Source organism: Acinetobacter sp. 24-47-67 (assembly GCF_056779735.1).
The window spans coordinates 69,055-84,074 of record NZ_JBWYIK010000009.1 but is presented as its reverse complement, the minus strand read 5'-3'; the positions used below and the strand labels follow the sequence as shown (position 1 = coordinate 84,074).

12 protein-coding genes are annotated in these 15,020 nt (G+C 39.0%); 6 read left to right on the top strand and 6 right to left on the bottom strand.

Features of this window, described 5'->3' with window-relative positions; all coding sequences use genetic code 11:
- Positions 1–208: 208 nt before the first annotated feature.
- A complete protein-coding gene (mutS, locus tag AC1M9K_RS11280; RefSeq protein WP_481589316.1) occupies positions 209–2,860 on the bottom strand; it encodes a DNA mismatch repair protein MutS in 2,652 nt (883 codons plus the stop codon).
- A gap of 298 nt (positions 2,861–3,158) precedes the next feature.
- On the opposite strand from mutS, the gene AC1M9K_RS11275 reads away from it, so the two are divergent.
- Genes AC1M9K_RS11275 through AC1M9K_RS11255 form a run of 5 tightly spaced genes read left to right on the top strand, consistent with a single transcriptional unit; the run spans position 3,159 to position 8,018 of the window.
- Entirely contained in the window at positions 3,159–4,409 is a 1,251-nt protein-coding gene (locus AC1M9K_RS11275; RefSeq protein ID WP_481589315.1) for a dienelactone hydrolase family protein, read from the top strand.
- Between the two features lie 21 nt (positions 4,410–4,430).
- On the top strand, positions 4,431–5,216 hold the full coding sequence (locus AC1M9K_RS11270) for an SDR family oxidoreductase (protein WP_481589314.1): 786 nt from the start codon (positions 4,431–4,433) through the stop codon (positions 5,214–5,216).
- A gap of 21 nt (positions 5,217–5,237) precedes the next feature.
- Positions 5,238–6,476 (top strand): styrene monooxygenase/indole monooxygenase family protein, encoded by a 1,239-nt coding sequence (locus tag AC1M9K_RS11265; protein ID WP_092767736.1) that lies wholly within the window; start codon positions 5,238–5,240, stop codon positions 6,474–6,476.
- Between the two features lie 19 nt (positions 6,477–6,495).
- Positions 6,496–7,020: a flavin reductase family protein gene (locus AC1M9K_RS11260; RefSeq protein WP_180028210.1), complete on the top strand. Its 525-nt coding sequence runs from the start codon at positions 6,496–6,498 to the stop codon at positions 7,018–7,020.
- A gap of 53 nt (positions 7,021–7,073) precedes the next feature.
- A complete protein-coding gene (locus tag AC1M9K_RS11255; protein WP_481589313.1) occupies positions 7,074–8,018 on the top strand; it encodes a SphA family protein in 945 nt (314 codons plus the stop codon).
- Positions 8,019–8,066: 48 nt separating this feature from the next.
- Here AC1M9K_RS11255 and AC1M9K_RS11250 read toward each other — a convergent pair whose 3' ends face one another.
- The gene (locus AC1M9K_RS11250) at positions 8,067–9,104 is read right to left on the bottom strand and encodes an AraC family transcriptional regulator (RefSeq protein ID WP_481589312.1); all 1,038 of its coding nucleotides are present in this window, start codon (positions 9,102–9,104) and stop codon (positions 8,067–8,069) included.
- Between the two features lie 458 nt (positions 9,105–9,562).
- Between AC1M9K_RS11250 and AC1M9K_RS11245 the strand changes: the two genes are divergently transcribed.
- Positions 9,563–10,543 carry an AraC family transcriptional regulator gene (locus tag AC1M9K_RS11245; protein ID WP_481589311.1) on the top strand — a complete coding sequence of 327 codons (981 nt, stop codon included), beginning with the start codon at positions 9,563–9,565 and terminating at the stop codon, positions 10,541–10,543.
- 42 nt (positions 10,544–10,585) lie between these two features.
- Here AC1M9K_RS11245 and AC1M9K_RS11240 read toward each other — a convergent pair whose 3' ends face one another.
- From AC1M9K_RS11240 to antA, 4 genes are all read right to left on the bottom strand, one after another.
- Complete coding sequence (locus AC1M9K_RS11240) at positions 10,586–11,929, bottom strand: MFS transporter (protein WP_481589310.1); 1,344 nt, start codon at positions 11,927–11,929, stop codon at positions 10,586–10,588.
- A 98-nt stretch (positions 11,930–12,027) separates the two neighbouring features.
- Positions 12,028–13,062: an anthranilate 1,2-dioxygenase electron transfer component AntC gene (gene antC, locus AC1M9K_RS11235; RefSeq protein WP_180028207.1), complete on the bottom strand. Its 1,035-nt coding sequence runs from the start codon at positions 13,060–13,062 to the stop codon at positions 12,028–12,030.
- A gap of 11 nt (positions 13,063–13,073) precedes the next feature.
- Complete coding sequence (gene antB / locus AC1M9K_RS11230) at positions 13,074–13,565, bottom strand: anthranilate 1,2-dioxygenase small subunit (RefSeq protein WP_035266119.1); 492 nt, start codon at positions 13,563–13,565, stop codon at positions 13,074–13,076.
- Positions 13,566–13,567: 2 nt separating this feature from the next.
- Positions 13,568–15,004 (bottom strand): anthranilate 1,2-dioxygenase large subunit, encoded by a 1,437-nt coding sequence (antA, locus tag AC1M9K_RS11225; RefSeq protein WP_035266117.1) that lies wholly within the window; start codon positions 15,002–15,004, stop codon positions 13,568–13,570.
- Between the last annotated feature and the right edge of the window lie 16 nt (positions 15,005–15,020).

Below are 15,020 nucleotides of genomic sequence, written 5' to 3'. Positions count from 1 at the left end.
TAATAACGAATGCTGTATTTTAGGCAAATTGAACGAAACTAACAATTCCTTTTCTTGATATTTAATATAGGGGATGCTACTAAATCAGTAATATTTATGATGAGATCATACTAATTTGCAAATTCTCAGGCATTCTGCCTCTGATTTTCAAAAATCATGATTAAAAAAAGCCAGCAGATCGCTGGCTTATTGATTGAGTGTGCTTGAACTAAGATTTTTGGAGTAATTGTTTGAGTTGGTAGAGTTGGTCTAAAGCCTGTCTTGGACTTAAGTCATCTACAATAATTTCTGAAAGAAGTTGTTCAACTTGAGAAGGTTGATGAATTTCAACCACTTTTTCAACTTCAATAATTTTTTCTACAGGTTCACTATTTGAAAATAAATCTTGAGAGAACAAATCTTTTTGCACAGGTTGGGTTTGCAGTTGGAGTTTCTCTAGTTTTTTAAGTTTAGCTTGAGCCTCTTTAATCACGTTTTGAGGAATACCTGCTAGTTTAGCGACCTGTAAACCATGACTTTGACTTGCAGGACCTTTTTGAACCTTATGCAATAAGATGAGATGACCATTCACTTCTTGCGCAGTGACATGATAATTATCAATACACGGATCCATGCCTAATTCTGTTAATTCAAAATAGTGCGTTGCAAAAAGACATAAACATTTAATGCGATGCGTCAGATCAAGAACACAAGCCCAAGCTAATGACAAACCATCATAAGTGCTTGTGCCACGACCTACTTCGTCCATCAATACCAAAGATTGTTGAGTGGCATGATGTAAAATTTGAGAAGTTTCCGTCATTTCCACCATAAATGTAGATTTGCCAGAAGAAAGATCGTCTGCTGAACCGATACGCGTAAAGATCCGATCAATAGGTCCCAATTTGGCAGATTTCGCTGGTACGAAACTACCGCAATATGCCAAGAGCGTAATTAACGCCGTCTGACGCATGAATGTGGATTTACCACCCATATTTGGGCCTGTAATAATCGACATACGATGCTGTACATCTAAATAAGTATCATTTGGGGTGTAAGGCGTTTTAATCAGTGATTCAACAACGGGATGGCGTCCTGCTTGAATGTGTATTCCAATTTCAGGGCTAAATTCCGGACGATTCCAATTATATAATCTTGATAGATGTGCGAAGTTTGTCAGTACATCCAGTTGAGCAATAGCGCTCGCCATCATTTGAAGATTGGCAATATCTTGACGTAATTCATCCAATAACATTTCAAACAAAAGTTTTTCACGAGCCAATGCACGTGATTCGCTTGAAAGCACTTTATCTTCGAAAGACTTCAACTCAGGGGTGATATAACGTTCAGCATTTTTTAATGTTTGACGACGAATATAATGGGCAGGAGCTTGTTCTGCTTGCGCTCTGGTTAATTCAATATAATACCCACTCACTCGGTTATAACCGATTTTTAGTGTGTTTATACCTGTTGTTTCTCTTTCTTTGATCTCTAAATCAATTAAAAATTGTCCTGCATGATCGCGTATTTGACGGAGTTCATCTAACTCATGATCGAAACCATTTGCAATGACATTGCCATCTCTGAGTAGAACAGGAGGGTTTTCCACAATGGCTGACATGAGGCGATGATGTAAACCATTAAAGTCACCCAATTCCTCATTCAGTTGATTGATTAAAGTGGATTGCTGTGTTGAGGTCATTGGTGCTAATGCATGGCGTAAATACGGAATCTGAGCACAGGCTTGACGTAGTTGAACCAAATCACGCGGTCGTGCACTTCCTAATGCCACACGGCTGAGTACGCGTTCGATATCACTGATTTCTTTTAATACCAGACGAATCGGAGCTTCATGATAGCCAGATAATATGGTTTGTATCGCATCTAAACGCTGATCTAACAATGCAGTATCACGAATCGGTTGCATCAAGGTTCGACTCAGCAGTCGGCTACCCATAGCCGTTTGGCATTGGTTGGTCAAATCAAATAATGAAGTGCCATGCTCAAACAAAGGATCAATAATCTCTAGATTCCGTCGCGTTACAGGATCAAGAGCGATAAAATCGGAGCTTTGTTCAAGTCGAATTGAACGAATATGTGGCAACGCTGTCTTTTGGGTATCTTTAGCATAATGAATTAAAGCTGCCGCGGCTGCTTTCGCTAACTCAAGATGTTCAATTCCAAAGCCAGATAAAGTACTTACGGCAAATTGATCACATAAAGTTTTTTGCGCATTATTCAGATTGAAGTCTACATTTGGGCGGTTAGTAACGGGACAATCAAGAATTTGCTTAATCTGTTCAACCACTTCTGGATGCTTGAAATCTTCATCAATCAAAACTTCACTTGGCATAAGACGCGCAAGTTCCAGAGGAAGTTGTTCAGCTTGAAAACTTTGTTGTTGGACTTTAAAAATACCTGCACTGAGATCTAATAGGGCGATACCAATTTCATCAGATTTAATACAGATGGATACTAAATTTGAACTCTGATGGGCATTCAGCAATGCGTCGTCTGTCAATGTCCCCGGTGTAATAATTCTGACTACACCACGTTCGACAGGTCCTTTACCAGTGACTTCCCCAAGTTGTTCACAAATAACAACGGTTTCACCTTTTTTAACTAAACGCGCTAAGTATCCTTCTGCTGCATGATAAGGAACCCCAGCCATCGGTATCGGTTGTCCATTCGCTTTACCACGGTGGGTTAACGTAATCCCTAAAATTTTGGCGGCTTTATGCGCATCATCAAAAAATAACTCGTAGAAATCACCCATACGATAGAACATTAACGAATGCGGATGCTGTAATTTCACCGTCATGTATTGCTGCATCATTGGCGTCAATGTTGAAAGATCGATATTGGATTGATCTAAAGTCATCTGTGAAAAAAACCTGTAGTTAAATTTTGAAACGAAGAAGTACTGCTCAAGCTTAGCATGAGAAAAAATGCGTAAATCGATTATAAGATCTATTTTTAGCAAAAGATAAATGAGTCGAACCAATATTATAACCAACGACTCAATTTCGTTCATTGAATAATTAAATTCGATATCCATTTATGCAAATTCTTTGTGTAAAGAATCAGCAGTCTCTGGATAGTCTCCGCATCTTTTGGACAGTTTGTTATCGCATTTCATTTCATGATCAGATCATATTCGATGTCTTAGGGAAGAAAAAATGACAGGTCAAACGATTGAGATCACTACCAAATCAGGGAATCGCTATTCAGGATATTTGGCAGTCCCAGAAGCGAATAAAGGTCCAGGGATTGTATTGTGCCATGAAATATTTGGTATCAATGCAGCGATGCGAGCAAAAGCTGACTTTCTCGCAGAGGAAGGCTATACCGTTTTAGTCCCTGATCTATTTTGGCGTACTGCACCAAACATTGAGCTAGGTTATACACCTGAGGATTTTGAAAAAGCTTTTCAACTTTATCAGCAATATGATGAAGATCAGGGTGTAAATGATATTCGTGAAAGTTTAGATTTTTTATCAACTTTAGATGCGTGTGACACGACTACGGGTCAGTCAGTGGTCGGATACTGTCTTGGTGGAAAACTTGCATATTTGGCTGCATGCCGTATTGATAACTTAGCGTGTTCGGTTGCTTACTATGGTGTAGGCATTGAAAAAGCGCTCGATGAACTCTCGAATGTGAAGGGTAAGCTTGTGTTACACATGGCTGAACTTGATCAATTCTGTCCAGATGAAGCGCGAAATCAAATTACTGAAGCATGCGCACAATTTAAACATATTCATGCTTATGTTTATGAAGGTGTTGATCACGCATTTGCACGACCGAACAGCGATCATTATCACAAACCATCGGCGCGATTTGCCCATGAACGTACCGTAACAGCATTGCATGAAACGGTTGGCCCTCACTATGACTTAGTTGCATTGTGGGAAGAGCATATCAGACATGAGTTCGACACGCGCGATGTACCAGCAACCATGGCAACGATGGTCGCTCAACCGTATGTGAATCACATTCCAACATTGACAGGTGGTGTGGGATATAGCCAGTTAGCGCGATTCTATCGATATCATTTTGTACATCAAAACCCTCAAGATATGAAAATCACCTCAATTTCTAGAACTGTGGGATCTACTCAGGTTGTGGATGAATTCATCATGAGTTTCACTCACGACACTGAAATTGATTGGTTATTACCAGGTGTAAAACCGACTGGAAAATATGTCGAAATTCCAATGTTGGGGGTCATTCAGTTTAGAGGTCCAAAACTTTGTCACGAACATATTTATTGGGATCAAGCTTCTGTACTTGTCCAAATCGGATTACTTAATCCAGAAGGATTGCCTGTTGCAGGTGTAGAAACAGCGAAAAAACTTTTAGATGAAGATATTCCTTCAAATGGCTTGATGCCAAGTTGGGAGTCGAGTACTGGTAAGCCAATCGAATAATCAAAATATATGGGGCAAAAAATGGAATTAAATATTAAAGATAAAGTTGCCATTGTCAGTGGTGGATCAACGTTGATTGGACAGGCTGTGGTTCAAAGTCTCGTGAATTTAGGGGCTAAAGTTGCCATTTTAGACATTGATGACTACGGAAAAACCATAGCTGCGCAACATCCTTATGAAGTGATGTTTATACAAACTGATCTAACTTCAGACATCGCAATTCATGAAGCGGTGAACAGCATTAGAAATCATCTAGGTGAAGTCAGTTATTTAGTGAACTTGGCATGTACCTATCTTGATGATGGTTTCAAATCACCACGATCAGATTGGTTAAAAGCATTAGATATCAATTTGGTGTCTATTGTTGAGCTAACGCGTGCCGTATATGAAGATTTGCAAAAAAATAAAGGGTCAGTGGTGAATTTCACCTCGATTTCAGCGCAATGTGCTCAAACGGGACGTTGGTTATATCCAGTTTCTAAAGCGGCAATTTTACAACTGACCAAATCGATGGCAATGGATTTTGCGCCAGATGATATCCGTGTCAACTCAGTTTCACCAGGTTGGACTTGGTCGAGAGTGATTTCTGAAGTGAGTGGACAAAATCGTGCGAAAGCTGATGCTGTAGCAAGTGATTATCATCTCTTGGGACGTTTGGGTAATCCGGCAGAAGTGGCAAATGTAGTGACATTCTTATTGTCGGATGCTGCAAGTTTTGTGACTGGCGCAGACTATGCGGTAGATGGTGGGTATTCAGTCATGGGGCCTGAAACGAATCAACCCGCAATACCACGTTTAGCAGAATAAATTAAATATTGGAGAATAAAGATGAGAAAAATTGCAATTGTTGGTGCAGGTCAGTCAGGACTTCAACTTGGATTAGGACTGCTGGATAAGGGATATGACATCACGATTTTATCGAATAAAACTCCTGATGAGATTCGTCAAGGTAAAGTCATGTCTAGTCAATGTATGTTCCATACTGCGTTACAGACTGAGCGTGATTTAGGACTAAATTTTTGGGAAGAGCATTGTCCAGCGGTAGAAGGTATTAGTTTTGCTTTGGTTGATCCAGCAAGTGGTGAAAGAGCATTTAAATGGAGTGCGCGATTAGAGCGTTATGCTCAATCTGTTGATCAACGTGTCAAGATGCCTTATTGGCTTGAAGAGTTTCAGCGCCGTGGAGGCAAGTTTGTTCTCCAAGACGTCGGTCTAAACGAATTAGAACATTTGGCTGACGAGTATGAATTAGTGCTCTTGGCTGCGGGTAAAGGTGAAGTGGTTAAAGAGTTTGTACGTGACGCAGAACGTAGCACTTTTGACAAACCTCAGCGTGCATTGGCTTTGACTTATGTGAATGGAATGAAGCCAATTTCGCCATACTCGAGAGTGAGCTTTAATATTATTCCTGGGGTGGGTGAGTATTTTTGTTTTCCTGCGCTTACAGTAAATGGTCCATGTGACATTATGGTTTTTGAAGGGATTCCTAATGGTCCTATGGATTGCTGGGCTGAAGTTAAAACACCAGAAGAACATTTAAATAAAAGCTTAGAAATTCTGAAACAACATTTGCCGTGGGAATATGAGCGTTGTCAAGACGTGACGCTGACAGATCATGGAGGATATTTAGCAGGACGATTCCCGCCAACAGTACGTAAACCTGTCATGACATTGGCTTCTGGTAAAAAAATATTTGGTATGGCAGATGCATTGGTGGTGAATGATCCAATCACAGGTCAAGGATCAAATAATGCAGCTAAGTGTAGCAAGGTTTATTTCGATGCGATCTTAGCACACGGTAATCAAGCGTTTACTGAAGATTGGATGGAGTCAACGTTTGAGAAATATTGGTCATATGCTGAAAAAGTCGTGAGCTGGACAAATAGTTTATTGGTTCCACCTCGACCTCATGTTGTTGAGCTACTAGGTGCAGCCTCTCAAAATCACAATTTAGCTTCTCAGATCGTTAATAATTTTGATGATCCACGTAACTTTTCACCGTGGTGGTTTGACGAAAACGCAGCGAAAGAATTATTAGAAACAGATCAAGTTTCTCAAGTGGCTTGATGGAACTGAGGTGTTAAAAATGGATGTATTAGATAAAATTAATCTGCAAGAGATTGACATCAGTAATCCTCGCGAGATTCGTAATCTTCTTGGTCAGTTTGCCACAGGTGTTACCGTAATCACCACACGTGGAACGGATGGACGAAAAGTGGGTATGACAGCCAATTCATTTTCTTCGTTGTCATTAGATCCACCGCTTGTGTTGTGGAGCTTGTCGAAAACAGCACCAAGTTTGCCCGATTTTGTTGCAGCTGAGCACTTTGCAGTTCATATGTTAACGAAGGAGCAGCATCAGCTTTCTACCCATTTTGCCCGTGGTGCACAAGATAAGTTTGCCACAGTTGATCATGGTGAATGTGATACAGGTGTTCCATTACTGAACGAAGCACTTGCTACACTTGTCTGTAAAAATGTACAGCAATACGAAGGTGGCGATCACTTGATTTTTATCGGTGAAATTCAAAAATATCAACAAACTGCTGGTGAGCCCTTAGTGTTTCATGCTGGTCGTTATCAAATTGCAGCGAGCCATCCAGACCTTTAATCATTGCTTTAAAAACCACGATGAACAATCGTGGTTTTTTATGGGAAATACACATGAAAAATAAAATTATATTAAGTACTTTAACCTTGTTTACTACAGCAAATTCATCACATGTTTTTGCTTATGATTTACCGACTGTGAATTTGGGTATGACCAGCTTTCTAGATGGTGGACTACCAGCTGGACCTGGTTGGTATTCGCAAACGTATTTTCAACATTATGACAGTGATAAGTTGAGAGATACGAGTGGACAAAAGCTTCCGCTGCCCAAAACAGATTTAAATTATCAAGTGATTGTCGAGCAATTAAGTTACATGTCGACCTATAAACCGACTGCTCATTCAAGTCTAGGTCTGAATTTACTTATCCCTTATTTAAGTAAAATCAGTGTTGACGATGGTTTAAATAATCAAGCCTTAAAAGCTAAAAGTGGATTTGGAGATTTGATGATTGGTCCATTTCTCCAGTTTGATCCAGTCATGGGTGAACAGGGACCAAAATTTGTCCATCGAATAGAATTACAGATAAATTTGCCAACAGGGGAATATCAGCAAAACCGTGATATTAATCCGGGTAATAATGCATTATCCTTCAATCCATATTGGGCTGCAACGTATTGGTTCAATCCGAAATGGACAGCTTCAACACGCGCTCATTATTTGTATAATTTTAAAAATGATGATCCAACTTATGGTTTTGGTGCTGCTGATGACATCCAAGCGGGGCAAGCAGTACACATTAACCTAGCATCTGAATATGCTGTACATGATCAGATTCGATTGGGTTTAAGTGGGTACTATTTAAAACAGCTTACCGATACTAAAGTCGATGGTGTAAAAGTCGATGGTCGCAAAGAAAGTGTGTGGGCAGTTGGACCTGGACTTATGTATAGTCACTCGCCAAAAAATCATGTCATCGCAAATGCATATTTTGAGCATGATGCAAAAAATAGAACTGAAGGCGATCGATTCCAAATTCGATACATTCATCATTTCTAATCAAAAAAGCCTGTGATTTCACAGGCTTTTTTATTGACAGACATAAAATTAAGAGAAGAGTGAATTTTGTGTAATCTTACGCGTTGATGATGGCAGCTCGCCATAACGACGTTTGTACTCTTGTGAAAAACGACCTAAATGAGTAAAGCCCCACTTAAATGCAACATCAGTGACCGTGGCATGTTCATTATTCATCAGTTCAAGATGAGCTTGTTCAAAACGAAGCTCACGTAAATATGCCATAGGGGTAATGCCAAAATGGTTTTTGAATCCTGCAAAGAGTGTTCGTGCACTTACACCTGATTGTTCCGCCAAGACTTCTATGTTGAGTGGTTCATGTAAGTGGTGGTGAATGTATGCTTCAGCACGTTTGATAAAGTAGGGCGCTAATTTTTTCTCATGATGAGAATTTGCTTTAAAAAAAGCATTATTTGGTTGTCCATAAATAAGCGCATTAAATAGATTTGATTCAAACTGCTTAAATGCAAGTGGGTGGTGGAGAGGATGATGCTCACATTTAAGTGCATCCATCATGGTTCTCAAAAGTTGCAGAAAATAACCACCAGATTGAGTGGTAAAATCAAGTCGAGGATTAAAAATTACATTTTTTTGTTCAGATTTCACGATATGTTGCTGACAATGATGTGCAAAATCATCTTTTGAAATTTTGAGAATGAGTTGAGGGGAGTGAGCACGCCAGCGCATTCTGAGTGATTGGTCAGGTGAGATAATTGACGCTACTTCTGAGTATGAAATAAATTTATCTTGACCAAATTCAATTTCTGCATAGCCTCGAGTAGGAATCTGAATAAGATAAAACTTTTCAAGTTGATCTGGTTCGATCAATACATCTGCGCCATATTCCAAGCGGCTGATAGAAAGAGCCCCAGTTTGAACATGATGCATGCTTGCACTAAATTTTTTAGCTGATTTTAACACTTTTAGAGCATGAGGCTTAAAAATTTGCCCTACATTTTTACAAGTTTCGCTCAAATCTGCTTGATTGAAGACCAAGTTTTGACTGTTGAAAATTGATTCATTACTAAAATTTTGCCCAGTTAGCTGAGAGGAATGAAGCTGGTTCATTGTGAATCCTTGTGGCTCATTAGTAGTCCGTACCATGACAGTAGTGTTAAATTGATATCATGGAATGAGATTTACGATATAAATAAATGAAGCAATATTCAGACCAGAAATAATAATTTTAAAATTTAATAGCTATAGTGGTAATTGAAAAAAATTACATTTATTTATATCAGTCCTATCCTTAGGACGTTATTTAAAAATCTATCTCTATAATCGCTGAATGTCAAATAAAATCGAATTTTTTATCATTGTAATTTTATATAAGTTAATGAAAAATAATAAAAAATTAAAATACCTATTAAGTAATATAAGATACCAAATTAGTATTTTTTAATTTACTAATCTGTGTTCAAAAATATATTTAAATATTTAGTCGAAGCGAAGAGACTTTATTTCGACATTATTATTAAAAATGTTTTATAGTATTTATCATGATTCAAAATAGCTAGGTGAACAGGATGATCACACTCAGCCAACATAAGGATCTTAGTCACGCATCGCGTGAATTGAATGTTGCTCAACGATTAATGAGCCTTATTTGTGGTTCACATCAATTAGAAACTGCTCGTAAAGATCAGCTTGATTTTCATTATTCAGGTATACGCTTGCCGAGTAAAAAAATGGCAATTGGCTGTATCAGTTATGGCACAGATGTATCTATTCAAATTCAGCAGCTAGGTGCATACAGTATCAGTTTGCCTATTCATGGACAGCAAACATTGCGTATGAATGGAGAAACTCATTTATCACATAGTAATAATGGAATCATTGTTTCTAGTCAGGATCAGCAAGAACTCATCATTCACCGTAATTGTAAAAAATTTCAAGTGGTGATTCCTGAAGAAAGTGTCAAATCTGTACTTTCCAATTTGCTTTCTAAACCTGTTAAAGAGCGGGTGATTTTTGAGCCAGATATGCCATTTAGTGAAGATAACTTCCTAAGATTGTGGTGGAATAATATTCAACAATGTTTATCGCTCAGGCAAGATTATTCTCGTTTTGATGGTTTAAATCTGCTTTCTCAAGATTATGAAAGTTTTTTGATTAAGGCTTTGCTTTTAACCCAGCAGAATAATTATTCCAATGAATTAAGATCGCTCCAAGAGTATCAGCTTCCGAAGCCAGTCATGGTGGTCAGAGAGTTTATCCATCGTTTTGCTGATCAAGAGTTGGATGCATCAGATTTAGTCATGATATCGGGAACTTCAAAATCGACTTTATACCGTGAGTTTCAACAAGCGCTGCATATGAGTCCTATGGATTATTTAAAAAACTATAGACTTGAACAGATTCATCATGCTTTGCTGCAGAAAAATGCAAATATTTCCATTTCAAGATTGGCTTATGACTGGGGATTCAGACATTTAGGACGATTTTCTCAAGAATACAAAGCCAAATATGGGGTTCTCCCGAGTGAAACTCTTAAAATTATGGTTTAAAAAAAAGCCCCTTTATCGGGGCTTTTAATGACTGAGTTTAAATTACTGCGTCACTTCAGCAGTTGATGTATTAGCTGATTCAGGTTGTTTTAGTCCTTTTAATGCGAGCGCAATAAACGAAATAAATGTCGGAATTGCTAGGACATAGAAAATACCTGCAAGAGATAATTCAAAAGTAAAAATCAGTGATCCGTAGAACGCACCTAAGATCGCACCGATACGACCAATACCATGCATCCATGAAACACCTACACCGCGGCACACTGAAGGGTAGAACAGTGCTGTTAATGGAAGTAGTGATGATTGAGCACCCACTAATAATGCGCCAATTAAGAAAATTGCAATACCGAGTAAAACAATACTTTGGCTTACGAATGCTGCAACGAAGAACAATACAAATGCTGCGAGATAAGAATATTTAATCACAGTATTTGGATTAACTTTATCCATATACCACCCCATAAAGCATGCGCCTATTACACCGCCGAATGGGAAAATCGCTGCAATTAAACTAAACTGTTCTGTTGTGAATCCAGCGGTTTTAAGAATAGTTGGCATCCAGCTGGTTAACAGATAAAATACCATTAGGCTGGTAAAGCAACACAGCCAAAGCATTGCTGAACCCCAAAAGTATTTGCTAAACAAAATTTTAACAGGGCTTTGTTTAGGATCTAATACTTCTGCTTCAGGTAGAACAAATACAGTACTTTGATCAAATGTTTGACCGTGAATCTTCTCAAGAATTGGTTTTGCTTTTTCTTGACGATTTTGTTTGATGAGGTATTGAGGTGATTCAGGTAACTTGGTAATCAAAAATACCAATACAATCAGTGGGATTACACCGCCGATAATAATGACATTTGCCCACCCTTGATTCTCTAATAAGAACGCAGATAAGACACCGCCACTTGAGATCCCTAACATAAATCCGCAACCTGCTAATCCGGTCAGGAATGCTTTACGTTTTAGAGGCATGTATTCGGATACCATTGTGCTGATATTCGGCATAGCCGCACCAAGTCCGACCCCTGTAATAAAACGATAGATCATAAGTTCTTGTGTGTTAGAAGCAAATCCACACATGATGGTGAAAATTGAAAACAACAAAGTCGTCATTACGATGACACCCTTGCGTCCAAATTTATCTGATAATGGTCCTGAGATAATAGCGCCGATCGACATGCCTACTAAGGCCGCACTGAGCACAGGTGCTAGATCTGGTTTTGAAATCCCCCAATCATCTAACAATGCTGGTGCAATAAAGCCTAAGATGCCAGTGTCTAATCCATCACAGAAAAAAACCAAAAACCCCAGAAAGAAAACTGTCCATTGTAAAGGGGACATTTTTTCCCGATCAATAACGTCATTTACAATTATTTTTTGCATTTAAAATTTCCATATATTCAAACGTTAGAACAAAAAAGGACTATCGTTTGCAAAGAATATTAACGATAGTCCTTAGTGATTGTCATCAGCTCATTTAATTATCTTGAGCTATGACTTTGAATAAACTTCTCACTGTAAACACGTCCGTTGTCTATCTGGTGATCAGCTAACCAATTTTTGACAGCATCGATCATTGGTGGCGGACCACACAAATACATATCGAATGCTGATTCGCTTAATTGCGATTGATCTAAATGTTCGTGGATAAATCCTTTTTTTCCAGTCCAATCATTAGAAGGTTGTCCGATTACGGGATGATACTCAAAGTGTGGAATCTTAGCTGAGTATGCTTTTAACCTTTCTTGTTCACACAAATCTTGCTCTTTGTTTACACCATAATACAGATGTACTGGTGGAATTTGAGGTTGTTTCACAATTTGATCTAGCATTCCTAAAAATGCTGACAATCCAGTACCTCCTGCGACAAAGACTAATGGCTTTTCTTTTTCCACTTCGCGAAGATAAAAACTTCCTAAAGGTGCTTCGAGTAAAATTGTATCCCCAACTTTTGCTCGATCTCGCAGATAGTCACTCATGAGACCTTGCGGGAGTAAGCGAATTAAAAACTGTAATTGATTACCTTCATTGGGTAAATTGGCAAAGGAATAAGAACGCCAATCATTTGCACCAGGAATTTTTAATCGAGCATATTGACCCGGTAAATAATCAATTTTCTGCGTATGTTGACTGGCATCTACATGAATGATTGCCGTAGTTTCAGAGACTAATTCTACGTGAGTCACTTTGGTTTCGAGTTGAAGTGTTTCACCAGCATTACAGAAACTTGAGTCATGATCGAAATAGAATGCAGCATTCGATTGCACTCGTGTTTGACAAGCTAAAATTTTACGCTCTGCCAGATCACGTTCGGTTAATGCTTCTTCATCGACATAATCTTGAGTGTAATTGCCACTTTCACATTGCCCTTGACAGGTTGCGCAAACGCCTTCACGGCAGTCTAAAGGCAATGTGATACCTTGACGGAACGCAGCATCAAGTAAAAGCTCATCATTATTCACAGAGATAAAGAACGTTTTACCATCTGCAAAGTTGAGTGCAACAGAATGACTCATTCTTTTACTCCTTAAACGTGATAGAAGTCGAGCACAGAATCAATTTTGTCATTCAACAAAATGGTGTGCTGTTTACGAATGCGGAAAGTGTCTTCATGTTGACGAAGGATATAAGTGACATGCCCGTAAAAATAGCCTTCTAAACCTTGGCGGTTATAGAATGTCGACCAACCCGCTTTAACTTCTAATAATCCGTCTTCAAGTGTTTTTACACGGATGTTGTGAATCGCATGCATGAGACGCGGAAGGGGCGTAGCTGATGCAGCTTTACCAGTTCCTATACGGAATACGCGATCTTCAAGGCCAGCACGGTTTTCATAATAGATATATGAAAGCCCTTGGTTTGGATCAGTGACGTATTCATGGTCACTAATCCATTGTGGAATGTGGTATTCGCTGTCTTCGTCATAGAGTTCTAGATATGCGTCCCATTCATAGTTGTCACAAAGCGCAGATTTTTCATATAAAAATTGAGAAACTTGATGTACAAGAGCTTGTGTCATGATTAAGCCTCCTCAGTTGTCGCTTGTGATGCAGGGCATTCGTGTGGTTCAGAAGTATCTTCAGTGAGTTTAAGTGCTTTATTTTTTAAGCCTTTTAACATGAGATCGCGCCAAACTTGGTGTTGATTGACATATAAACCTTCTTGAGTGATTTCAGTACCCGTGATGACTGGTTTGATCCCTAATGTTTGAGCATTCGGGCTGTCGCCATAATTCCACTTGTGATAACCGCGCGAAATGTCACTCCAGCGTTCTAAACGAGCTTGGAAACCACGCTGTTGTTCACGGAATTCGACTAAATCGTCAGGTGTGCCTAAGCCCGATACGTTGAAGAAATCTTCGAATTGACGAATACGGTTACGACGTGCTTCAGCCGACTCACCTTTAACACCAATACACTGGCTAATGACTTCAGTTTTATTCCACGCAACTGGACGAATAATACGAAGTTGCGAACTGATTTGATCCATAAAGAAAAGGCTTGGGTATAAGTTCAAGTTTCTGAGACGATGCATTGCCCATTCAGCACGTTTTTGACCATATTTTTCAACCAGATATGGCATCACAGTTGCGTAACCAGGACGTACAGTTGGGTTAGGCATGTCACTAAACAAAACGTTATGACCATTTTTAAATGAGAACCAACCATCATCAGTTGTGTCATCACCAGCACCTAATTTACTGTAATCAAGTGTGTCCTTTGGTCCTGTCCCTTTTTGTGCATTCAGTTGCTGACGATATTGAACTGTAGAGACATAGTTATAGTGAACAGTACTTACGTGGTAGCCATCTACACCATTTTCATTTTGTAGCTTCCAGTTTCCAGCAAAGGTATATGCTGATTTACCCGGTAAAACTTCTAATTCACCTGTAGGTGATTGTTCAACCATAAGATCAAGGAAAACACGTGTATCACCTAAATAATCTTCTAAGGTGTCTGTAGCTGTTGTATCTAAACTAACGAAGACAAATCCTTTATAACTTGCAATACGTGCTTTTTTTAGACCTCGTGATGATTTATCAAAGTCATCACAATACTCACCAGGAGCTTTAACTTTTACGAGGCGACCATCCGATTTGTAACACCAAGCATGGAACGGGCAGGTAAATGTGGATTGATTACCTTTAGCAACTCGGGTCAATGTAGCACCACGGTGCTCGCAGGCATTGACCATTGCATTTAAATTACCTTGACCATCACGGTTAATGATGAGCGGTTGGCGACCAATTTGAACAGTGACAAAGTCATTTGGTTTTGGAATTTCACTTTCATGACACGCGTAGATCCACACCTTTTCAAAGATCATTTCCATCTCTAGATCAAAAAGTTCTGGTTCAGTAAACATGTCACGTGCGATACGATAGACGCCATCCTCTGGTCGAAAATCGATACATCCTTCAATAAAATCATGCCATTCGATGCTGCTACGAGATCCCATGGTCTAACTCCTTATA